The sequence below is a fragment of the Streptomyces sp. NPDC024632 genome, assembly GCF_055559175.1.
Map to the genome: position 1 here is coordinate 414545 of NZ_JBVHLD010000004.1, position 21019 is coordinate 435563.

At 73.6% G+C, this 21019-nt stretch carries 20 protein-coding genes; 14 read left to right on the forward strand and 6 right to left on the reverse strand.

What is annotated here, in order from left to right; all coding sequences use genetic code 11:
- Nucleotides 1–92: 92 nt before the first annotated feature.
- The 8 genes from ACZ37P_RS11295 (at nt 93) to ACZ37P_RS11330 (ending at nt 8432) form a co-directional block, all read left to right on the forward strand.
- Nucleotides 93–782: an SWIM zinc finger family protein gene (locus ACZ37P_RS11295; protein ID WP_467346153.1), complete on the forward strand. Its 690-nt coding sequence runs from the start codon at nt 93–95 to the stop codon at nt 780–782.
- A gap of 467 nt (nt 783–1249) precedes the next feature.
- Entirely contained in the window at nt 1250–2227 is a 978-nt protein-coding gene (locus ACZ37P_RS11300) for a lysylphosphatidylglycerol synthase domain-containing protein (RefSeq protein ID WP_401308238.1), read from the forward strand.
- A gap of 163 nt (nt 2228–2390) precedes the next feature.
- The gene (locus ACZ37P_RS11305) at nt 2391–3674 is read left to right on the forward strand and encodes an RICIN domain-containing protein (RefSeq protein ID WP_355346746.1); all 1284 of its coding nucleotides are present in this window, start codon (nt 2391–2393) and stop codon (nt 3672–3674) included.
- Nucleotides 3675–3691: 17 nt separating this feature from the next.
- Nucleotides 3692–5080 (forward strand): ricin-type beta-trefoil lectin domain protein, encoded by a 1389-nt coding sequence (locus tag ACZ37P_RS11310; protein WP_355346743.1) that lies wholly within the window; start codon nt 3692–3694, stop codon nt 5078–5080.
- 233 nt (nt 5081–5313) lie between these two features.
- Nucleotides 5314–6018 (forward strand): response regulator transcription factor, encoded by a 705-nt coding sequence (locus ACZ37P_RS11315; protein WP_467346219.1) that lies wholly within the window; start codon nt 5314–5316, stop codon nt 6016–6018.
- The gene (locus ACZ37P_RS11320) at nt 6015–7526 is read left to right on the forward strand and encodes a sensor histidine kinase (protein WP_467346155.1); all 1512 of its coding nucleotides are present in this window, start codon (nt 6015–6017) and stop codon (nt 7524–7526) included. The genes ACZ37P_RS11315 and ACZ37P_RS11320 overlap by 4 nt, the downstream gene beginning before the upstream one ends.
- Before the next feature lie 127 nt (nt 7527–7653).
- Nucleotides 7654–8154 carry a hypothetical protein gene (locus tag ACZ37P_RS11325; protein ID WP_467346157.1) on the forward strand — a complete coding sequence of 167 codons (501 nt, stop codon included), beginning with the start codon at nt 7654–7656 and terminating at the stop codon, nt 8152–8154.
- Nucleotides 8151–8432 carry a hypothetical protein gene (locus tag ACZ37P_RS11330; RefSeq protein WP_467346159.1) on the forward strand — a complete coding sequence of 94 codons (282 nt, stop codon included), beginning with the start codon at nt 8151–8153 and terminating at the stop codon, nt 8430–8432. Before ACZ37P_RS11325 ends, ACZ37P_RS11330 begins: the two co-directional genes overlap by 4 nt.
- Before the next feature lie 13 nt (nt 8433–8445).
- Here ACZ37P_RS11330 and ACZ37P_RS11335 read toward each other — a convergent pair whose 3' ends face one another.
- On the reverse strand, nt 8446–10143 hold the full coding sequence (locus tag ACZ37P_RS11335) for a bifunctional 3'-5' exonuclease/DNA polymerase (RefSeq protein ID WP_467346161.1): 1698 nt from the start codon (nt 10141–10143) through the stop codon (nt 8446–8448).
- A gap of 206 nt (nt 10144–10349) precedes the next feature.
- Nucleotides 10350–10718, reverse strand: coding sequence for a thioredoxin (trxA, locus tag ACZ37P_RS11340; RefSeq protein ID WP_355346728.1), 369 nt, complete (start codon nt 10716–10718; stop codon nt 10350–10352).
- A 137-nt stretch (nt 10719–10855) separates the two neighbouring features.
- Between trxA and ACZ37P_RS11345 the strand changes: the two genes are divergently transcribed.
- Nucleotides 10856–11083 (forward strand): hypothetical protein, encoded by a 228-nt coding sequence (locus ACZ37P_RS11345; protein ID WP_355346725.1) that lies wholly within the window; start codon nt 10856–10858, stop codon nt 11081–11083.
- 117 nt (nt 11084–11200) lie between these two features.
- On the opposite strand, the gene ACZ37P_RS11350 is transcribed toward ACZ37P_RS11345, so the two are convergent.
- Complete coding sequence (locus ACZ37P_RS11350; RefSeq protein ID WP_467346164.1) at nt 11201–12484, reverse strand: citrate/2-methylcitrate synthase; 1284 nt, start codon at nt 12482–12484, stop codon at nt 11201–11203.
- A 106-nt stretch (nt 12485–12590) separates the two neighbouring features.
- Between ACZ37P_RS11350 and ACZ37P_RS11355 the strand changes: the two genes are divergently transcribed.
- The 5 genes from ACZ37P_RS11355 to ACZ37P_RS11375 all read left to right on the forward strand — a co-directional run bounded on the left by ACZ37P_RS11355 (nt 12591) and on the right by ACZ37P_RS11375 (nt 16993).
- Entirely contained in the window at nt 12591–13751 is a 1161-nt protein-coding gene (locus tag ACZ37P_RS11355) for a citrate synthase/methylcitrate synthase (RefSeq protein WP_391045736.1), read from the forward strand.
- Nucleotides 13752–13956: 205 nt separating this feature from the next.
- Complete coding sequence (locus tag ACZ37P_RS11360; protein WP_391045734.1) at nt 13957–14910, forward strand: quinone oxidoreductase family protein; 954 nt, start codon at nt 13957–13959, stop codon at nt 14908–14910.
- A gap of 106 nt (nt 14911–15016) precedes the next feature.
- On the forward strand, nt 15017–15925 hold the full coding sequence (htpX, locus tag ACZ37P_RS11365; RefSeq protein WP_355346713.1) for a zinc metalloprotease HtpX: 909 nt from the start codon (nt 15017–15019) through the stop codon (nt 15923–15925).
- Nucleotides 15925–16476, forward strand: coding sequence for a PspA-associated protein PspAB (pspAB, locus tag ACZ37P_RS11370; RefSeq protein ID WP_467346166.1), 552 nt, complete (start codon nt 15925–15927; stop codon nt 16474–16476). The genes htpX and pspAB overlap by 1 nt, the downstream gene beginning before the upstream one ends.
- A gap of 76 nt (nt 16477–16552) precedes the next feature.
- Nucleotides 16553–16993 (forward strand): nitroreductase family deazaflavin-dependent oxidoreductase, encoded by a 441-nt coding sequence (locus ACZ37P_RS11375; RefSeq protein ID WP_355346707.1) that lies wholly within the window; start codon nt 16553–16555, stop codon nt 16991–16993.
- A gap of 86 nt (nt 16994–17079) precedes the next feature.
- Here the strand turns inward: ACZ37P_RS11375 and ACZ37P_RS11380 are convergent, their stop codons facing one another.
- From ACZ37P_RS11380 to ACZ37P_RS11390, 3 genes are all read right to left on the reverse strand, one after another.
- Complete coding sequence (locus ACZ37P_RS11380) at nt 17080–18531, reverse strand: MFS transporter (RefSeq protein ID WP_355346704.1); 1452 nt, start codon at nt 18529–18531, stop codon at nt 17080–17082.
- Between the two features lie 130 nt (nt 18532–18661).
- Nucleotides 18662–19027, reverse strand: coding sequence for a nuclear transport factor 2 family protein (locus ACZ37P_RS11385; RefSeq protein ID WP_355346701.1), 366 nt, complete (start codon nt 19025–19027; stop codon nt 18662–18664).
- Between the two features lie 341 nt (nt 19028–19368).
- Entirely contained in the window at nt 19369–20940 is a 1572-nt protein-coding gene (locus ACZ37P_RS11390; protein ID WP_366823783.1) for a hypothetical protein, read from the reverse strand.
- Nucleotides 20941–21019: the final 79 nt, after the last annotated feature.

The following is a 21019-nucleotide window of genomic DNA, read 5'->3' on the forward strand; positions in this document are numbered from 1 at the left end:
CTCTCCGGTCGGTGCGGGTGCGGCGTCCCGGCGGACGCCGTGGGCCCCGGTGGGGGTACGGGCGCGGCGGGGACCGTCGCGGGGGTGAGTAGATGACCGGGGCCGGAAGCGGCGGCCGTACGTGGGCCGCACGGCTGGACGCCCGGCTCGCGGGGCTCGGGTACGCGCGCGGCCCGGCGTCGGGGCGCGTCACCGGACTCGCGGTGGAGCCGGGGCTGGTCACCGCCCGGGTACGGGACGGCGCGCCGACGCCGTGGACGGTGCGGATCGAACTGCCGGTGCTGACCGACGCCGAGTGGCGACGGGCCGAGCGGGCCCTCGTCGCCGACTCCGACGCGCGTGAGCAACTCCTGGACGGCGAGCTGCCGCCGGACGCCGACGCCCTCTTCGCCAGGGCCGGGCTGCCGCTGCTCCCGGCCGGGGACGGCGAGCCGGTCCTGGAATGCGACTGCCCGGACTGGGCGCTGCCCTGCGCCCACCTCACCGCCGTACTCGCCGCGCTCGGCGCCGCCTTCGACGACGAACCGTTCCTGCTCACCACCTGGCGCGGCCGGGACCGCCGCGCCGTCCTGGACGCCGTACGCAACGGCCCCCCGCCCGTACCCCTGGACGACGGCCCGGCCCCGGACGACGGCTTCTGGGACTGCGGCGACCTCCCCGACCGCCGCGCCGCCGCCCCGGCACCGGCCGTCGCCGAACTGGGCCGTCCCGCGGTCAGCGTCCGCGGCCGGACCCTCACCGACACCCTCGCGCCCGCCTACGAGGCGTTCCTGACCTGGTGACCGCGCCCCTGTGGGCGCTTCGGTGGGCGGTCCGACCCGACCGGCTGAGCGCGCGCCCCGGCGACCGTTCCGACGACCGCCGCGGCGCCATGGCGGGGACCCGCCGGTGACCTCGGCTTCCGCGCCGTCCGCCGCGCCCATGCGCGGCACTCTCCGGAGCTAATCCCGCGGCGGTGGAGAGTCACCCGACCGGGGACATGGCGACAGTCACGGTCTGCGCGCCGTTCACCGTACGCGGGCAGACTCCAGGCGTGGCCGGACCCCCAAGGCAGCCGGGAAAAGGGGCCCTTGACGGACCCTCGCCGTCGCGGCGCACGGGTCCGACGATTGACCCGGGTGGCCCTGTGCCGGTACGACGCCGCCCCGGAAGGCACCTAGTCTGGACAAACCGTCCCACTTCCCGCACTGCTACGCGCACCGTCCCCCGGCGGCCCCGGCCGTCGTACCGCATGCGACGAGGAGTCACCGTGTCCATCGCCCGTGACGAGGGTGCGCTCTGGCAGCGCAATTCGGTGCGGTCCGCCGCCATGCTGCTGCCGGTGGCCGCGGTCGCGGCGCTCGCCGTCAGCAAGTGGCCGATGATCGGCGACAGCGCCGGGCGGCTGGGCCAGGCGGACGCCGAGTGGATGGCCGTCGCGGTCTTCGCCGCGTGCATGACGTGGGTCTGCTCGGCCGTCGCCCAGCAGGGCGCGGTCGTCATGTCGCTGCCGCCCGGCCGGCTGCTGGCCGCGCAGTTCGCGGCCTCGGCGGCCAATCACGTCCTGCCCGCGGGCGTCGGCGGCAACGCCGTCAATCTGCGCTTCCTGGTGCGGCACGGCATGACGCCGACACGGTCGCTCGCGGCGCTCGCTGTCCGCGCCTCGGCCGCCGCCATCGGCCGGGTGACGCTGCTGCTCGTCCTGCTCGCGCTCTTCCCCGACGCTCTGCAAGTGCACCGGCTGGCCCCCGACGGATTCGTGCTGCCCGCCGACCCCATGGTGATCGGCGCGGTCGCGCTGGTGCTGGTCGTGCTGGCGTTCGTGGCCTCGCGGTACGCGGGCCGCGCGCGCGACCGGGCCCGCTGCTTCCTGGCGTCGGTGGCCGACGACGTACGGACCCTGCACCGCGACCGGGCGCGCGTGGCGTGCCTGTGGGGCGGCTCGCTGGCCTTCCCCGCCATGCACGCGTCGGTGGTCGTCGCCGTGGTCAAGGCGGTCCACGCTCCGGTGCCGGTCAGCGGCATCCTGGTGGCGTACTTCTTCGCGAGCACCGCGGCGGGCTGGCTGCCGACCCCGGCGGGGCTCGGCTCGCTGGACGCGGCGCTCGCCCTCGCGCTGGTCACGGCCGGGGCCTCCGCCGTCGCCGCGACCTCCGCCGTGCTCGGCTATCGCCTGGTCACCACCTGGCTGCCGCTCATCCCCGGCGTCGTCGTGCTCGCCGTGCTCGTCAAGCGCCGCGAACTTTAAGGTACGTACCTTTGCCGGAAGCCTTGACTCCCCTCAGTCCCGCCATTTAAATCACGTCCTGAACTAAGACGTAAGGGAAGTCTCCCAGGGTGCCCCGCACCTCACTGTCTGTCAGGAGCATGCCCAAAACCGTTTTCTGACGACCCGACCGAGGAGTCCGGCAATGTCGGCATCACCCCCCACCCGACGCATACGCCCCCTCGCGCTGCTGGCCGCCGCAGGACTGCTGCTGTGCGGCTGGCTGCAACAGACCGCGTCCCCGCAAGCCACCGCGAGCAGGCTCGACACCGCCTCGGTGGCGGCCACCGCCACCTTCACCGACGACTTCAACGGCCCCGCGGGAAGCGCGGTCGACAGCTCCAAGTGGGGCTACGAGACCGGTGACAACGTCAACAACCACGAGCGCCAGTACTACACCAGCGGTACCCACAACGCGGCGCTCGACGGCCAGGGCAACCTCGTCATCACCGCCCGCAAGGAGAATCCGGCCAACTACCAGTGCTGGTACGGGTCCTGCCAGTACACCTCCGCGCGGCTGTCCACCCCGCAGAAGTTCACCCAGACGTACGGCCACTTCGAGACCCGGATGAAGCTGCCGCGCGGCCAGGGCATGTGGCCCGCCTTCTGGATGCTCGGCAACGACATCGGCTCGGTCGGCTGGCCCAACAGCGGCGAGATCGACATCATGGAGAACGTCGGGTTCGAGCCCGGCAGCGTGCACGGCACCATCCACGGCCCCGGCTACTCCGGTTCGGCCGGCATCGGCGCCGGATACACCCTCCCCGGCGGACAGAGCTTCTCCGACGCCTTCCACACCTTCGCCATCGACTGGGCGCCGAACTCCATCAAGTGGTCCGTGGACGGCAACGTCTACCAGACCCGTACGTCCGCCGACCTCGGCGGCAACCGCTGGGTGTTCGACCACCCCTTCTACCTGCTGCTCAACCTCGCGGTCGGCGGCTACTGGCCGGGCGACCCCAACTCCAGCACCACTTTCCCGCAGCAGCTCGTCGTGGACTACGTGCACGTCACCACCAGCGACAGCTCGGGACCGGGCACCGGCACGGGACACGCCATCACCGGCCTCGGCGGCAAGTGCGTCGACGTGGCCTCGGGCAGCAGCGCCAACGGCGCCGCCGTGCAGCTCTACGACTGCAACGGCTCGGCCGCGCAGTCCTGGACGGTCGGCTCCGACGGCACCATCCGCGCCCTCGGCAAGTGCATGGACATCACCGCGGCCGGGACCGCCAACGGCACACCGATCCAGCTCTACGACTGCAACGGCACCAACGCGCAGAAGTGGACCGTGAGCGCCGCCCACGACATCGTCAACCCGGCCTCCAACAGATGCCTGGACGCCTCCGGCAACAGCTCCGCCAACGGCACCCGGCTCCAGATCTGGGACTGCGCGGGCACCGCCAACCAGAAGTGGACCGTGACCGGCTGATGAGAGGGATCCGGCAGATGCGAAAGACCACCACACTCCTGGCCACCGCCGCGCTCGCCGCGGGAGCCCTGACCGCCCTCGGGATCAGCCAGGCGTCCGGCGCCGACGCCACCGGCGCCGTCACCGGCTACGGCGGCAAGTGCGTCGACGTGGCCTCGGGCAGCAACGCCAACGGCGCCGCCGTGCAGCTCTACGACTGCAACGGCAGCGCCGCCCAGGCGTGGACCGTCTCCTCCGACGGCACCCTGCGCGCCCTCGGCAAGTGCATGGACGTGACCGCCGCGGGCACCGCCAACGGCACCCAGATCCAGCTCTACGACTGCAACGGCACCAACGCGCAGAAGTGGACGTCGAGCAACGGCACGCTGGTCAACGCCGGTTCAGGCCGCTGTCTGGACGCGACGGGCCCCAGCTCTGCCAACGGCACCCGGCTCCAGATCTGGGACTGCGCGGGCTCCGCCAACCAGAAGTGGACGCTGCCCACCGGCGGCGGCACCCCGCCGACCACCCCGCCGCCGTCCGGCGGCACCGGCGTCCAGGCCGTCGCGCCGTACCTCTACAACGGCTGGGGCAACCCGCCGGACCCGACGACGATCATGAACGCGACCGGCGTCAAGTGGTTCACGCTCGCCTTCGTGCTCAGCAACGGCACCTGCAACCCGCAGTGGGACGGCGGCCGGGCGTTGACCGGCGGCGTCGACCAGAACACCATCAACAAGATCAGGGCGGCGGGCGGCGACGTCGTCCCGTCCTTCGGCGGCTACAGCGGCAACAAGCTGGAAGAGTCCTGCACCAGCGCGAGTGCGCTCGCGGGCGCCTACCAGAAGGTCATCAACGCCTACGGCCTCAAGGCCATCGACATCGACATCGAGGCCAGCGCCTACAGCAACGGCACCGTCCAGCAGCGCACGGTCGACGCGCTCAAGACCATCAAGGCCAACAATCCCGGCATCGTCGAGTACGTCACCATCGGCACCGGGCAGAGCGGCCCCGACACCGGCCTGATCAACAAGGCCGCCGCCTCCGGGCTGACCGTCGACAGTTGGACGATCATGCCGTTCGACTTCGGCGGCGCGGGCCAGAACATGGGCAACCTCACGACGAAGGCCACCGACGGCCTGAAGAACGCTCTCAAGAACGCGTACGGCTACACCGACGACCAGGCGTACCGGCACAGCGGCATCTCGTCGATGAACGGCATCACCGACAACAGCGAGACCGTCACCGTCGCCGACTTCCGCACGATCCTCGCCTACGCCCAGCAGCATCACCTGGCCCGGCTGACCTTCTGGTCCGCCAACCGGGACCGGCCCTGCCCCGGCGGCTACCCGAACGACGACACCTGCTCCGGCGTCTCCCAGCAGGCGTGGGACTTCACCCGCACCTTCGCGCAGTACGGCGGGTGACACCGCCCGAGTGACCCGGGTGGCACCCCCGCCGCGACGGCGGGGGCGCCACCCCCGATGGCTCTCCGCTCCCCGGCCGTGTAGGCATGGTTCCCGCGATGCACCATGCGACGGCCGGGGAGCGGAGGCATGTTCCGATGACAGATCCGATGCCGCACACGGACGGCCCGGAGGCGGGCGGCGGCCCCGGTTCCGAGCCCGACCCCGGTTCAGGGCCCGGTCCCGGCCGCGTCATGGTCGTGGACGACGACGCGGCGATCCGCCGCTCACTCGGCCGCGCCCTGCGGCTGCGCGGCTTCGCCGTCACCGAGGCCGACGGCGGCGCCGCCGCGCTGGACCTGCTGAGCCGTACCCCGCCCGACATCCTCGTCCTGGACATATCGATGCCCGACGTGGACGGCATCGAGGTGTGCCGGACCCTGCGGGCCGGCGGCGACGACCTGCCGGTGCTGGTGCTCTCCGCGCTCGACGAGGTCGCCGACCGGGTCGCGGGACTCCAGGCGGGCGCCGACGACTACCTCGTCAAACCCTTCGCACTCGAAGAACTCGTCCTGCGGCTGCACGCCCTGCTGCGCCGCCGGCCGCCGCGCCCCGACGGCCAGGTCCGCGCCTGCGGCCTCGTCCTCGACCCGGCCGCCCGCACCGCCGCCCGCGAGGGCCGGGCGCTGGAGCTGACCCGCAGGGAGTTCGAACTCCTGGAGTTCCTCGCCCGCAACGCCGGTCTCGTGCTCACCCGCGACCAACTCCTCGACCGGGTCTGGGGATACGACTTCGAGGTCCGCACCGACGCCGTCGACACCTTCGTCAGCTATCTGCGCAAGAAGCTGGAGGCGGGCGGCAGGCCCCGCATCCTGCACACCGTGCGGGGCGTGGGATTCGTCCTGCGGGCCGACGGACGCGAACAGGGGCGAGCCGGGGTACGGGACGGCGTGTCGTGAGGCTGTCCACCCGGATCGCGCTGGCGATCACCGTCCTCGTACCGCTGCTCGTCCTCGCCTCCGGCTGGATCATGGTCCGGCTGGTCGGCCACGACGTCCACGCGCAGGCCGACGCGCACCTGCGGGACCGGGCCGCCGCCGTCCGCACCGACGCCCGCAATCTGCTGCGGGCCATGGCGAACGACCGGTCGGCCGAGGTCGAACAGGCCCGTCAGCGCAAGCTGTTCGCCGCCGCGCTCGACGTCGGCATCCGCGTGACCGGCACCGAGGGCACCGTCACCGAAGGCCCGCAGCCCGCCGACGGCCGGCCGCTGCCCGCCGCGGCGAACGCCGTACGGCCCGTCACCTTCCGTGCGGACGGCAGCAGTTGGCGGGTGCTCGCCGTACCGCTGTCCGCCGTGCGACCCGCCGCGACCGGCACCCTGTGGCTGTTTTCGCCGGACACCGCGGGCCAGGAGCAGATCAGCCGGGTGCGCCGCAGGATCGTCACCGTCGCGCTGCTCACCGCGCCGGTCGCGGGCGCCGCCGCCTGGCTCGCCGTCACCCGCGCGGCGCTCCCGCTGCGGCGGCTCCAGCGCCGCGCCGGGGGCATCGACCCGCGCACCAGCGCCGCCCGCCTCGACCACACGCCGACTCGCGTCACCGAGGTCGACGAACTCGCCCGCGCGCTCCAGACCGTCCTCGCGCGCTACGACGAACAGGCCGCCCGTACGGCCGAGGCGCTGGCCACCGCGCGTTCCTTCTCCGCCGCCGCCTCCCACGAACTGCGCAACCCCCTGATGAGCATGCGCATCAACCTCGACGTCCTGGACGGCCGCCCCGAGCCCGATCCCGCGGAACGCGCCGAGATCATCGCCGACCTGTGCGGCGAACACACCAGGCTGCTCGGCCTGTTGGTGATGCTGCGCGCCCTCGCCCAGGGCGACCTGGTCGAGGCCGACGCCTTCGTGCCGGTCGACCTCGCCGACGTGCTGGACGCCGCCGTGGCCGACCTGCGGCGCGAACGCCCCGACGTACGCGTGGAGTTGACCGCGCGGCCGGGCCTGCGCGTGTACGGCTGGCCGCAGGGGCTGCGCTCGGCGGTCGACAATCTTCTGGTCAACGCGGCGGTGCACGGCGCGAGTCGGGACGGGGACGGGCACGGGCCCGGCGGCGGTACGGGGAGCGGAGGCGGGGCGCTGATCGAGGTGACGCTCGCACCGGGGGCCGACCCGGCGGGCCCCTCTGTCGTACTGACCGTGGACGACCACGGGCCCGGAGTGCCGCCCGCCGCCCGGCGGGAGATCTTCCAGCGCTTCCGCCGCCGCCCCGACAGCCCTGGCTCCGGGCTCGGCCTCGCCCTGGTCGGGCAGCAGATCGCCCTGCACGGCGGGCGGATCACCGTCGGCGACCGGCCGGGCGGTCCCGGCGCGCGCTTCACCGTGGTGCTGCCGCTCGGCACGTCGGAGCGCCCGCTGCCCGGCGGCCGGGACTGGCTGGCGGGCGCGTCGACGGGGGAGCGGCCGTAGGTCTAGTCGCGGTCCGGCCGGTCGTCGCGGGCCTGTCGCGCGGTCACAAGGTTTCCACAAAGACGGTTCCTAACCTCCGGCTCTGACGGGCACCGCGACCGGTGCCGAAACCTTCAGGGAGGAACCCATGCGCCCCACTCGCACCGCCGTGGCGACAGTCGCCGCGCTCGCCGCCCTGCTCGCCGCGGCCGGCACCGCCGTCGCGGACGCCACGAGCCCGTCGGCCGCACCGTCTGCCGACCCGTCCTCGGCACCCGCGGCCGACCCGTCCGCCGCACCGTCGACGGACCCGTCCGCCGGGTCCAGGACACCGAAGGTCCACAAGGCCCCGACCGGGGACGGCGCCCGCGCCCTGTGCAAGCGGGTGCCGAAGATCGACGCCCGTATCGACCGCGCGCTCGCCCGGCTCAACGGCCCGGCCACGGAACGCGGTTCCGTCGCCCGGCTCCAGAAGCGGGTCGACAACGCGAACACGGCCGGTGACACGGCGGTGGCCACGTATCTCAAGGACAAACTGACCTTCCGCAAGTCGCTGGTGCCGACCCTCAACCGGCGCAGCACGGACCTGGACGCCGTCCGCACCTGGTGCGGGACACAGGACTTCACGGCGAAGGGCGGCACGAAGTGAGCGGCGCCGCTTCGCGAAAGGGCGGCCGTACGCGGACCGGTGCCGTGCTGGCCGCCTGCGCGATCGCCGGGGCACTGGTGACCGGCTGCGGACACTCCGGCCGTACGTCCGCACCGGCGTCGTCGGCGGACACCTCGGCCGCCGTGTCGGCGGGCGCATCCGCGGGCAGCGACTCCTCCGCGCCCTCGGACTCCGAACTCGCCCGTATGCGCAAGCTGGTGGACGACGCGGATTCCGCCGCCGCGACGGCGGAATCCGACGTGGCGGGCGACAAGTGACCCTGCCGCCGGGCTACTTGGCGTCCGCGTAGCACGCCACCGCGTGCGTCTCCAGCGGGAACGGCACCGGGGCGGAGCCGAAGACCAGGCGGCGGGCCTCGTCACCGGCCGCCGTCACCGCCGCCTCGACGGCGGGCGCGAGCTCGGTCGGGGCGTGCACGATCACCTCGTCGTGCTGGAAGAAGACCAGTTGGGGCTCGGGCCCGATCGCGGTCAGCCGGCGGCGCAGCGAGGCCAGCATGGCCAAGGCCCAGTCGGAGGCGCTGGCCTGGATGAGGAAATTGCGCGTGAAGCGGCCCCAGGACCGGGCCGCGCGGCGGTCGGGGGACGCGCCGTCGCCGGGGTCGGCGCTCTCGTCGAGGAACCGGTCGGCGGACGGCGCGGGCGACGTACGGCCCAGCCGCGACCGTACGATCCCGCCCGCCTCGCCCGTCCTGGCCGCGGCCTCCACCAGGGCGAGGGCGGCGGGGAAGCGACGGCGCATCACCGCGAGAAGCTGGCCCGCCTCGCCGCTGGTCTGCCCGTACATCGCGGCGAGCAGCGCGATCTTGGCGCGCGGCCGGTCGCCGCCGAAGGCGTTCCGCGCCAGCGCCGCGTACAGATCGCCCTCCGCGGCAGCCGCCGCGAGCCCGGCGTCACCGGACATCGCGGCCAGCACCCGCGGCTCCAGCTGCCCGGCGTCGGCGACCACCAGTCGGTGCCCGGGGTCGGCGACGACCGCGGAGCGCAGCAGCCGCGGGATCTGAAGGGCGCCGCCGCCACGCGTCGCCCACCGGCCCGACACCACGCCGCCCACCACGTATTCGGCGCGGAAGCGGCCGTCGCGCACCCAGCTCTCGCGCCAGGCCCAGCCGTGCGCGGCGTGGATCCGGGACAGTTCCTTGTAGCGCAGCAGCAGCCCGGCCGCCGGATGCCCGACCTCGCGCAGTTCGTGCGAGCGGGTCGACGTCAGATGCACGCCGACGCGGGCGAAGGCGGGCAGCATCTGGGCGGGGGAGTCGGGGTTGACCGGACGTCCGAGCGCGTCCTGGATACGGGCGGCCAACTCGCCCAGCAGCGCGGGCCGTGCGCCACCCGCGGGGCGCGGGCCGAGCAGCCCGGTCAGCAGCTCGTCGTGCACCTCGGCGCTCCACGGCAGCCCGTCCCGGCCCATCTCGACCGCGGCGAGCGCGCCCGCGGACTCCGCCGCGCACAGCAGCCGGATCCGGTCGGGGTGCTCGCTCGCGGCGATCCGCCGCTGCTGCGCCGCGTGCACCTCGACCAGTGCGGCCAACGGGTCGAGATCCCGCGGGAGATGACGCCGGTCGGCGGCGAACAGCACCGGCTGGTCGTCCGCGCCGGGCTCCGGGGCGTCCTCGGGCTCGGGCAGCCCGTGCAGCCGCGCCCACGCCGCCCCCAGCGACCGGGGCCTGCGGTGCCTGCCCTCCTGCCCGAGCAGCAGCGACTCGACGAGCTTCACGTCATGGCAGCGCGCGGTGCGCACCGACCCCCGGTCGAGCAGCCACGGATACACCTCGTCGGTCGCCGCCCAGACCCAGCGCGGCGCCTGCTCGGCCTCCCGCCGCGCGACCTCAGCGTCCAGGTCCCGTACGACATCGACCTCCCCGACCGCCGTCCCGTCCTCCCCGAGCGCGCACAGCCGCCCGCCCGACCCCACCGGGTCGGGCACGGCGGCGATCCGCGCGACGGCGGCGATGGCTGTACCCACCATCGGAGCCTAGACGCGACCACTGACAATGCCCTGGAGGGCGGGCCCGCGGACGGTGTCGCGCACGGGCCCGGCCGCATTACCCCGGCGGGCCGACGACACGGCGGCGCAAAGGCCGCGCTCCGGCCCGGCGGCGAATCCTTCTCGCCGCGGGCCGGGGGCGCGGCCCCGGATGTCCCTCGCTGTCGCGTCGGTGGCGGGCGGGCCCGTCAGGAGCTCTGCTGGGCCTCCTCGACCGACTTGCGCACCTCGTCCATGTCGAGGGCGCGGGCCTGCGCGATGACGTCCTCCAGGGCGGGCTCGGGCAGCGCTCCCGGCTGCGCGAAGACCGCGACCTTGTCACGGACGATCATCAGGGTCGGGATCGACTGGATCTGGAAGGCCGCGGCCAGCTCGGGCTGCGCCTCCGTGTCGACCTTCGCGAAGACCAGGTCCTGGTGCTTCTCGGACGACTTGTCGTAGACCGGTGCGAACATCCGGCACGGCCCGCACCAGGCGGCCCAGAAGTCGATGAGGACGAAATCGTGCGACGACACGACCTCGTCGAAATTCTCCTTGGTCAGCTCCACAGTGCTCATGCCCCCACAACGGGCGGCGCCCGCCGGAAATTCCTGCCGTCGCCGCGGGTGCCACGGACCCCGGAGAGTTCACTCATACGAGTGGTGCGGACGGGGTGTGCAGTGGCGTCCGACCCGTCGGAGTCGTTGGTCGGGCTATGGCAGCAACGCAGTGGATTCCGCAGGACGACGGCGCCGACGGCGCGGGCGACGGTCACCAGCCATGGCGCTATTCCCGTGCCGGAACGGTTCTGCAGAGCACGGAGGCACCGGTCTTCGCGGAACTCGCCGACCAGTGGCGGTCCGCGGGCCGCATGGTGCCGGGCCAGAAGGACACGGAGTGGGCCGAACTGGTCGGCCGCATCCCCCGTCTGACCGGCGTCTGACGACGGGTCCCGGTCCCGGCCCGGACTCCGGCCCCGGCCCAGGCTCCGGCCGAGGCCCGGGTCTCCGCTGAGGGCGGCGTCGGCGGTCATCCGCCCGTGAGAGGCGACCGCGCGCCGTCACGGCAGCGGCTGGGGCGGCGGCGGTCCCTGGTAGGTGCCGCTGGGGCGCATCCGCAGCGGGCGCTCCTGGTACTCCTCCAGGGCGTGCGCGATCCAGCCCGCCGTGCGCGCCACGGAGAAGACCGTCTCGCCCGCCTCCGCGGGCATCGCGGCGGAGACCGAGAGCACCGCGAGGGCCAGGTCGACGTTGGGGTGCAGCGGGGTGTGGCGGGCGGCCGTCGCCGCCAGGTCGCGGGCCGCGGCCAGGGCGTCGGAGGCGGCGGGCACCTGCCCGAGCAGGTGGAAGAGCAGCCGGGCGCGCGGGTCCTCGCCCTGGTAGAGGCGGTGCCCGAGGCCGGGGATCCGCTGACCGGCGCGCAGTTGCTCGGCGACGACGGGACCCGCGCCGCCGCGCTCCAGCACCTCGGCGAGCGTCCGGTGGGCCAGGGCGCTGGCCTGTCCGTGCAGCGGCCCGTCCAGCGCGCCGAGTCCGGCGGACACCACCGCGTAGGGGTGCGCGCGGGCCGAGGCGGCGACCCGCGCGGCCAGCGTCGAGGCGGCCAGGTCGTGGTCGACGAGCAGCGCGAGCGCCGCGTCCAGCACCCGCAGCGCCGCCTCGTCGGCGGGCCGCTCGGTCAGCCGCGACCACAGCCGCCAGGCCAGCCCGCCCTCTCCCGAATGCGGCCGGCCGAGCGGCGGCAGCGCGCCGACCAGGGTCGGGATCAGGCTGCGCGCCGTGCCCAGCACGGCCTCCTCCGACAGGTCGAAGCGCAGCGGATCCGCGGTGGCCGCCGCGATGACCGCGACCCGCAGCCGGTCCATCGGCCCGCAGCCCGCGGGCAGCGCGTCGCCCGCGCTGCGGGCCGCCTTCAGCAGCGGCTCGGGCGCGGTGAAGCGGACCCCGCGCCGCAGCACCCCGGTCCACAGCCACTCGGCGACCTCCTCGAAGCCGTACGCCGTGGCCAGCCCGGTCGCGTCGACCCCGCGGAAGTAGAGGCCGTCGTCCTCGATCAAAGTGACGCCGGTACGGATACGGACCCAGGCGCCGTTTCCGCCCCCGCCGCCCCCGCCGCCCCCGCCGCCCCCGCTGTCCGAGGGCCCGTCGGCACCGGCCGCCGCGGGCCGTGCGCGCCGGGCCAGGGCCTCGACCTCGTCCGGGTCGAAGGTGCTGCCCCTGCCGCCCTCGGCCCGTCGGCTGGCGAGCAGGCCGCGGCTGACATACGCGTACAGCGTCTCCGGCTTCACGCCGAGCCGCCGGGCGGCCTCCCGGGTGCTGATCCGGTCCGCCGGTTGATCCGTCATGGCCTCACCGTATCCATAGTGCTCAGCTCATTCACATTGATTGAATCAACATTGACAGAGTTTAAATCAATCATGGAGAGTCGAGTCAATACCCAAGGAGGACACGATGCCGACCACCGAGCAGAACGCCCCGATCGACGTACCCCGCGGTCTCAAGGGCGTGATCGTCACCGACACATCCATCGGCGACGTCCGCGGGCTCGAAGGCTTCTACCACTACCGCGAGTACTCCGCCGTGGAGCTGGCCGAGAGCCGCGGCTTCGAGGACGTCTGGCACCTGATGTTCCACGGCGCGCTGCCCGACGCGGCCGAGCGCGCCGCGTTCACCGCGCGGACCGCCGCCCTGCGGCACCTGCCCGCCGACGTGGCGGACGCGCTCCCGGCCATCGCCCGCGCCAGCGCGCTGTCGGGACCGCTCGCGGGGCTGCGCACCGCGCTGTCGCTGACCGGTGCCTCGGCCGGATTCCGCCCGCTGTACGACCTCACGCCCGACCGCCGCCGCGCCGACGCGCTGGCCGCCTGCGCGGTGGTGCCCACGCTGCTCACCGCGCTGCACCGGCTCGCCCAGGGCCTGGAGCCGGTCGAGCCGCGCGACGACCTGCCGTACGCGGCGAATTACCTCTACATGCTGACCGGCGAGGAGCCGGAGCCCGTACGCGCCCGAGCCGTCGAGCGCTATCTGATCTCGACCGTCGACCACGGCTTCAACGCCTCGACGTTCACCGCCCGCGTGATCGCCTCGACGGGGGCGGACCTGGCCGCGTGTCTGGTGGGCGCGATCGGCGCGCTGTCCGGGCCGCTGCACGGCGGCGCGCCCAGCCGCGCGCTCGACACGCTCGACGCGATCGGCACGCCCGACCGGATCGACGGCTGGCTGCGGGAGCACATCGGGGCGGGCGAGCGGATCATGGGCTTCGGCCACCCCGTGTACCGCACCGAGGACCCGCGCTCGCGGATGCTCAAGGGCATCGCGCAGAGCTTCGGCGGCGACCTGGTGGACTTCGCGGTGCAGGTGGAGGCCCGCGCGGAGGCGCTGCTCGCCGAGCTGAAGCCCGGCCGCGAGCTGCACATCAACGTCGAGTTCTTCGCGGGCGTCGTGATGGAGCTCTGCGGGCTGCCGCGCGAGATGTTCACGCCCACCTTCGCCGCCGCCCGCGTCGTCGGCTGGAGCGCCAACATCCTGGAGCAGGCCGAGGACAGCAAGATCATCCGGCCGTCCGCGCGGTACGTCGGCCCGCCGCCGCCCGTGCCGGTGCCCGCCGCCTAAGCGGACCGGCGGGGATGGCGGTGCCGTGGTGGAGCGCGCGACGGAACGCGTTGCGGCGTGCCCAAGCAGTATGCCCAAGCGGTGTGCCCAAGCGGTGTGCGACATACCAACCAGTCGGTAATATCGGCGGAGCGGACACCGGGACACACCGGCGGACGCCAGGAAAGCACCCGCAGGGTGCGCCCCACCACGCTGAGGAGCCGACGTGCGCGCGATCCAGATCACCGAATTCGGCGGTCCCGAGGTGCTGCGGGAGACCGAGCTGCCCGACCCCGTGGCAGGCCCGGGCCAGCTCCTCGTGGACGTCGACTCCGCCGGGATCAACTACGCCGACACGCACACCGTCGAGGACTCCTACCTCTCGCGCTCCACGCTCCCGATGGTCCCCGGCGCCGAGGTGGTCGGCCGCACCGCGGAGGGCCGCCGGGTCGTCGCCCTCACCGACAACGGCGGCTACGCCCAGAAGGCCGTCGTCCAGGAGTACCTGGCCCACGACGTGCCCGACGAGGTCACCGACGGGCAGGCGCTCGCCCTGGTCGTCCAGGGCCTCACCGCCTGGCACCTGCTGCGCACCTCCGGACGCCTGGCCGAGGGCGAGAGCGTCGTGGTGCACGCGGCGGCCGGCGGTACGGGCTCGCTCGCCGTCCAGCTCGCAAAGACCTTCGGCGCGGGCCGGGTGATCGCCACCGCCTCGTCCGAGGACAAGCGGGACCTCGCGCTTGAACTCGGCGCCGACGTCGCCGTCGACTCCGGCCCCGAGAACCTGAAGGACCGTCTCGTCGAGGCGAACGGCGGCAAGAAGGTCGACATCGTGCTGGAGATGACCGGCGGCCCGGTCTTCGACGCCTCCCTCGCCGCGCTCGCGCCGTTCGGCCGCCTCGTCACGTACGGTCTGGCCTCCAGGACGCCCCCGACACCGGTCCAGGCCGCACAGCTCATGGCCCGCTCCCGCGCGGTCGTCGGCTTCTGGCTGACGCACTGCCTCGGCCGTCCGGGGATGTACCGCGAGCCGATGGCCGAGTTGCTGGAGATGACCGCGGCGGGCCGCCTCGTGCCCCGGCTCGGCGGGGTCTATCCGCTGTCCGAGGCGGTCAGGGCCCATGAGGAGCTGCGGGCCCGGCAAACCTTCGGCAAATTGGTGCTCGATGTGAGGGCCTGAGCGGAACCGACGGGCTCGTCGTAGTCGTTGAACAGGTGCACACTCGACAACGAGGTACGACGGACCGCCGCCAGTGGTCCGCGCCCCGCATGTCTCGGGAGGGGCCATGGACCGCAACCGCTTCGCGCCCGACCGGGGGCTGACCACGCGCATGGTGGTCACGATGTTCCTGATCGGTCTGCTCTATGTCGTCTTCGTCGGCGCGCTGCTGGCGCTGCTGCGCGGATCCTGGCCGCTGATCCTCGTGATCGCCGGAGTTCTCTTCATCGCGCAGTTCTGGTTCAGCGACCGCATCGCCGCCTTCAGCATGGGCGCCAAGGAGGTCACGCCCGAACAGGCGCCGGAGCTGCACGGCGTCGTGGACCGCATCTGCGCGCTCGCCGACATGCCCAAGCCCAAGGTCGCCATCGCCGATTCCGACGTGCCGAACGCGTTCGCCACCGGTCGCAACAAGAAGAACACCACGGTGTGCGCCACGACCGGGCTGCTGCGCCGTCTGGAGCCGGACGAGCTGGAGGGCGTCATCGCCCACGAGTTGTCCCACGTCGCCCACAAGGACGTCGCGGTCATGACGATCGCCTCCTTCCTCGGCATCCTCGCCGGTGTCATCACCCGGATCGGCCTCTACGGCGGCTTTCGCCGGGCGCGCGACCCCGGCACCGCCGTGCTCGCCGTGGCGATCCCGCTGGTCAGCGCCGTCGTCTACGCCATCAGCTTCCTGCTCACCCGGATGCTGTCGCGCTACCGCGAGCTGTCCGCCGACCGCAGCGCCGCGCTGCTCACCGGCCGCCCCTCCTCGCTGGCCTCCGCGCTCACCAAGGTCACCGGGCAGATCGGCGCGATCCCCACCAAGGACCTCCGCAAGGCGGAGCCCTTCAACGCCTTCTACTTCGCCCCCGCGCTGAGCGCGAAGGGCGGAGGCTCCGCCTTCTCGAAGCTGCTGTCCACCCACCCCTCCCTTGAGCAGCGGCTGGAGCAGCTCAGCCGCATCACTCTCGAACTGGACCGCCACTGATGGGTCTGCTGGACGTCATCCTCGGCCGCAGCAAGCCGGTCAAGCCCGACCTCGATCAGCTCTTCGGCCTCACCTCGGCCGCCATCACCCTCGAAGCGGCGAGCGAGCTGCGGCCCACCGGCCTCGGCTCGGTCTGCTTCGCGGCCGTCGAGGGCGGCGCCTTCGCCGAGATCCAGCAGGACCTGCGGGCCCTGGTCGGCGCGGAGGCCAGCCAGGACTCATACGGCTACACCTGGCTGCTGGCCCGCAAGGACCCCGCCGAGATGACCGACCTCGTCACCGATCTGCACGCGATCAACTCCGCCCTGGAAGAACGCGGCTTCGGCCCGCAACTGCTCTGCTCGCTGCTCGGTTTCAAGGACCCCGCGGGCCGCTCGGTGGCGCTGGTCTACCTCTACAAGCGCGGCTCCTTCTACCCCTTCGCCCCGCTGCCCGGCGACAAGCGGGACAACGCGCTGGAACTCCAGGTCAGAGCCCTGGTCACCAATGACCTCCGGCTGGAGGACGACCTGTCGCGCTGGTTCCCCGTCTGGGGCGCGCCGGGCCTGTGACCGCTCCGTACGCCCTGTTTGCGGCGCGCCCGCCCTACGCTGGGTGCTACTCGAACCCTCTGGAAGGCACACACGCATGACGTCTTACGACCCCGCCGCGGTGAAGGTCAGCCCCGAGAAGTGGGTGGCCGACCAGGCCCGCCGCTACGAGGAGTCCAACGGCACCGAGGGCACCGACCTCAACGGCTCGCCCTGCCTGCTCCTCGACTACCAGGGCCGTCGCAGCGGCGCGTGGCTGCGTACCGTACTGATCTACGGCCGGGACGGCGACGACTACCTGATCGTCGCCTCCAAGGGCGGCGCCCCCGAGCACCCCCTGTGGTACCTGAGCGTCCGCGACAACCCCGAGGTCCACCTGCGGGTGCTCGGCGAGCGCTTCGCCGCCCGCGCCGAGACGCTGTCGCCGCAGGACAAGGCCCGGGTGTGGCCGCACCTGCTCGATGTGTACGCGCCGTACGCCGACTACCAGGAGAAGACCGACCGGGACATTCCCGTGGTGCGGCTCCGCCGGATCTGACGACATGTCGATCTGACGATCTGACGACGGGTAAGGGGCGACCACCCAGGTGGTCGCCCCTTACCCGTGCCGCCCGAGGGCTCGGCTCACCGAGCCGCCTCGCGCCGCCGGACGGCGAAGCTCAGGACCGCCAGCGCCAGTTCGAGGCCGAGCAGGAACACCAGCCCCATCCGGAAGGCGTGCGGGTAACCGCCGGGCGCGCCGTCGCCGACCGCGCCGTAGAAGATGATGCCGATCAGGGCGATGCCGAGCGCGCCGCCGATCTGCTGCGTGGTGGCCACCACGCCGGAGGCCGAGCCGACGAGCCGGGGCGGGACGGTGGCCAGCGCGTCGTGGGTGAGCGGGGCGATCACCATGCCCATCCCGACGCCGTCCATGACGAGCCCCGGCACCAGCTCCCACAGGCTGCCGGTGGTCCCGGAGCGGTGCGCCGCCTCCCACAGCAGACCGAGCCCCGCGGCCATCGCCAGCGCTCCGGCCGGGACCGTACGGCCGCCGAGCCTGGCCGCGATGCGGTGCGCGTTCGTCGAGGTCAGCAGGTAGCCGCCGCCGATCGCCAGGAAGACCGTGCCCGAGTGCAGGGCGTTCAGGCCGCGGCCCGCCTGGAGGTACAGGGCGAGGATCAGGAAGAACGAGCCCTGCCCGCTCCAGAAGACGAACTGCGCGAGGGAGCCGGGACCGAAACCGCGCTGCCGGAACAGGTCCGTGTTCAGCACCGGGTCGCCGCCTCGGCGGCCGAGCCGGTCCTGGTGGCGGACGAAGACGGTGACGAGCACGGCGGACGCGGCCAGGCACAGCCAGGTCCACAGCGGCCAGCCCGCCGCACGCCCCTGGATCAGCGGCAGCACGAGCGCGACGACAGCGGCGGTGGACAGCGCCACGCCGGTGAGGTCCAGCCGGGGCCGTTGCGGCGCCCTCGACTCGGCCAGGGCGCGCGGCACCAGCGCCAGGGCGAGCAGCCCGACCGGGAGGTTGATCAGGAAGCAGGCCCGCCAGCCGAGGCCGAGCACGTCGGCCTTGATCAGCAGACCGCCGATGAGCTGCCCGAAGACCGCGCCGACGCCCATCGTCAGCCCGTACATGCTGAAGGCGCGGGCCTGCGCCTTGCCGGTGTAGGCGGTCTGGAGAATCGACAGCACCTGCGGGCTCATCAGCGCGGCCGACAGGCCCTGGAGGACCCGCGCCGCCACCAGCGTCCCTGCGGTGGGGGCGAATCCGCACGCCGCCGAGGTGGCGGTGAACAGCGCGAGCCCGACGGTGAACATCCGTCTGCGGCCGAAGACGTCGCCGAGCCGGCCCGCCGTGATCAGCCCGGTGGCCACGGCCAGGCCGAAGCCCGCCACCACCCACTGGATCGACGCGGTGCCCGCGTGCAGGTCGTTCTGGACGGAGGGGATCGCCACATTCACGATGAAGATGTCGAGCGCGATCATGAAGGTCGCGGCCAGCAGGAGCAGCAGGCCGAGGTCTGGCCGCTTGCTGACCGGCGAGCCGTCGCGGCTCGCGGGCGGGGACGCGGCGGTGGTGGCCGAGGCCATGACGGAACTCCTGTCGCAGGGGGACGGATGTCCGGGGCGATGACGGGGTACGGGTGCGGCTCAGTGGTGACGGGGTACGGGGTACGGGCGGGGCCCTGCGCGGGCCGCACCCGTACCCGTGGAGCGGTGCTCAGGCGCCGGCCGGGACCTTGTCGAGGAAGCCCTGGACGCTGTGCACCAGGCCGTCCTCGCCGATCGCGGCCACGTCGAAGCCGACCACCAGCGACTCGCCGCCCGCCGGGCCCAGCTCCCACGTGAAGCGGGCGATGTGGTGGTGCGCGTCGACCGGGCCCAGGGTGAACACGAAGCCGGGGAACTGCGCCTGCACGGCGCCGACCACCGCGTCGAAGGCGTCCCGCCCGGTGACGTCGGCCAGCGGGTCGGTGTAGCGGCCGTCGGCGGCGAATACCTCGTCGATCAGGCGGCGCCGGGCGGCCGGGTCGGTCTCGTTCCAGGCGGCGATGTAGCGCTGGACCAGGTACAGGGTGTCGCTCATGGCTGGTGTCTCCCTACGTTGTCCGGCGCCGAGTGGCGCCGTGTTCTCGCAGGTCAAGACGGTACGGACGGGACCGCGTCCGCGAATCAGTCATCGTTGGGTACTTGTGCGGCCGGTTGTACGTCACGACCGGTCGCCATGACGTACACGCCCCGCGGGCCGGGGTCCGAACCGGCGTCTCGCACCGCCTCCCGTAGGCGTCTCGGCCAATCCGTGGTGACGTTGCGCACCGGCCGTGAGTGCCGGGAGCACCGGCCCGCGGCACCGTCCCCCGGAGCAGCCCGCACGTTCGGCCCCGGTGCGCGGTCCGCGAAGGCGGGACCGCGCACCGGGGGAAGAGGTCACCTCGTGGCGTCGAGCCGGACCTTCAGCGCGTCCAGCGTGTCCGCGATGCGCGGGGAGCCGCAGTGCCGGGACAGCCGGGCCGCCTCGCGGCCCAGCGTGCGCGCGCCCTCCAGGTCGCCGGTCAGGGCGCGGGCGGTGGCGGCGCGCGCCGAGTACAGGCAGCGGTCGCGTACGTACGAGGCGTCCTGCATCGCCAGCGCCTGCTCCAACAGGGGCCTGGCCTCGTGCGCGTGGCCCAGGTCGAGCAGCGACTGACCGGTCTGCGCGGCCAGTTCGGCCGCGTCGAACCAGTAGAGCCATGACGGACCCGACTCCCGCTCCGCCAGGTCCAGTTGGCGCTCCGCCTCGGAGACCGCGCGCCGTGAGGCGCCGTCGGCGCCGACCGCGGCGTGCGCCCGGCTCAGCCTGCTGGCGGCCAGCGCCCGGACGGCCGGGGGAGTGCCGCCCGCCGCCCGTACCCCCGCCTCCGCCGCGGCCACCGCGTCCCGCGGCTGACCCGCGATCACCGCGTGCAGCGCGAGGCCGCCCCACAGCGCGACGGCCAGCGGGCGGTCACCCGCGCTGTGGGCGAGCCGCAGACCGGTCAGATAGTGCCGCTGCGCCGCCCCGAGCCGGCCGGTGTCGGTGGCCGCCCAGCCGCCGAGCTGCGCCAGGTCGGCGGCGACCCGCAACAGCCTTGCCCCGTGGGCCCGTTCGTGCTGCCCCCGGTGCAACAGGCCGCGCACCATGCGCAGATCGGCCTCGACCCGGTGCCGTACGGCCGCGCCGCCGAGCCGGTCGTCGAGCTTGCGCAGCCCCAGCACCCCGGCTTCGAGCCAGTCGATCACCGGACCGTCCACGACGGCCGCGGCCACCGCTTTGTCGACGGCGTCGTCGCGGAACGCGGCCGCGGCGTTCGCCTGTCGCGGCACGCGTCCCGAGCGGGTGCCGGGCACCGGTTCGTCCCACCGCTCGGCCATGGCGGCCGACGCCGACCCGCGTCCCGCCGCGGGCGAGGGCGACCCGCGTCCCGCCGCGGCCGAGGGCGAACCCGCCTTCTTGTCCACGGCACGTGAACCCATGGAACCCATCGCGCCCGCCGCGCCGCCCGAGCCCGCGGAACCGGTGGCGCCCGTCGTGCCCTCCGCGCCCGCCGCGTCCCAGTCCGCGATGGCGTCGAGCAGCGCCTGCTCGTCCGCGATGGGGAAGCCGCGCGGGTCGCTCGCGCCGTTGTCGAGCAGCGCGGTGAGCGCGGTGAAACTGCCCTCGACCGTCCACGGCAGCCCGTCCGGCATGCCGCCGTGCGCCGGGAGCCAGCGCGGCCAGGGCCTCAACTCCAGTTCCCTGGAGGGGATTCCGAGCGCGCGGGCCAGCGCGCGCTGGCTGTCGGCCTCCGGCACGACCCCCCAGTGCTCCCAGCGCCAGACCTTCTCGCGGCGGGCCGCCATCGGCACCCCGAGGATCCGCGCGTTGTCGGCTATGACCCGTGCCAGGTCCTGGTAGCTCCACCCGTGTCTTCGCCGTACATAGGCGAGCGGGTGGGTGGAGGCTGCCGCACTCTGTCGTTCCCCCGCGTCCGCACCGCTCACGCTCCCGCCGTCCATGTCACCTGGTCCCCACCGCGCGATGCCGACACACCTTGATCGGCCTCTCGAATATCAGGTGTCC

Bases quoted from the DNA above. Each gene is read 5' to 3' on its own strand.
- ACZ37P_RS11295 (WP_467346153.1), top strand. From the start codon at position 93: ATGACCGGGGCCGGAAGCGGCGGCCGTACGTGGGCCGCACGGCTGGAC.
- ACZ37P_RS11305 (WP_355346746.1), top strand. From the start codon at position 2,391: ATGTCGGCATCACCCCCCACCCGACGCATACGCCCCCTCGCGCTGCTG.
- ACZ37P_RS11310 (WP_355346743.1), top strand. From the start codon at position 3,692: ATGCGAAAGACCACCACACTCCTGGCCACCGCCGCGCTCGCCGCGGGA.
- ACZ37P_RS11315 (WP_467346219.1), top strand. From the start codon at position 5,314: ATGGTCGTGGACGACGACGCGGCGATCCGCCGCTCACTCGGCCGCGCC.
- ACZ37P_RS11325 (WP_467346157.1), top strand. From the start codon at position 7,654: ATGCGCCCCACTCGCACCGCCGTGGCGACAGTCGCCGCGCTCGCCGCC.
- ACZ37P_RS11335 (WP_467346161.1), bottom strand. From the start codon at position 10,143: ATGGTGGGTACAGCCATCGCCGCCGTCGCGCGGATCGCCGCCGTGCCC.
- trxA (WP_355346728.1), bottom strand. From the start codon at position 10,718: ATGAGCACTGTGGAGCTGACCAAGGAGAATTTCGACGAGGTCGTGTCG.
- ACZ37P_RS11345 (WP_355346725.1), top strand. From the start codon at position 10,856: ATGGCAGCAACGCAGTGGATTCCGCAGGACGACGGCGCCGACGGCGCG.
- ACZ37P_RS11350 (WP_467346164.1), bottom strand. From the start codon at position 12,484: ATGACGGATCAACCGGCGGACCGGATCAGCACCCGGGAGGCCGCCCGG.
- ACZ37P_RS11355 (WP_391045736.1), top strand. From the start codon at position 12,591: ATGCCGACCACCGAGCAGAACGCCCCGATCGACGTACCCCGCGGTCTC.
- htpX (WP_355346713.1), top strand. From the start codon at position 15,017: ATGGACCGCAACCGCTTCGCGCCCGACCGGGGGCTGACCACGCGCATG.
- pspAB (WP_467346166.1), top strand. From the start codon at position 15,925: ATGGGTCTGCTGGACGTCATCCTCGGCCGCAGCAAGCCGGTCAAGCCC.
- ACZ37P_RS11375 (WP_355346707.1), top strand. From the start codon at position 16,553: ATGACGTCTTACGACCCCGCCGCGGTGAAGGTCAGCCCCGAGAAGTGG.
- ACZ37P_RS11380 (WP_355346704.1), bottom strand. From the start codon at position 18,531: ATGGCCTCGGCCACCACCGCCGCGTCCCCGCCCGCGAGCCGCGACGGC.
- ACZ37P_RS11385 (WP_355346701.1), bottom strand. From the start codon at position 19,027: ATGAGCGACACCCTGTACCTGGTCCAGCGCTACATCGCCGCCTGGAAC.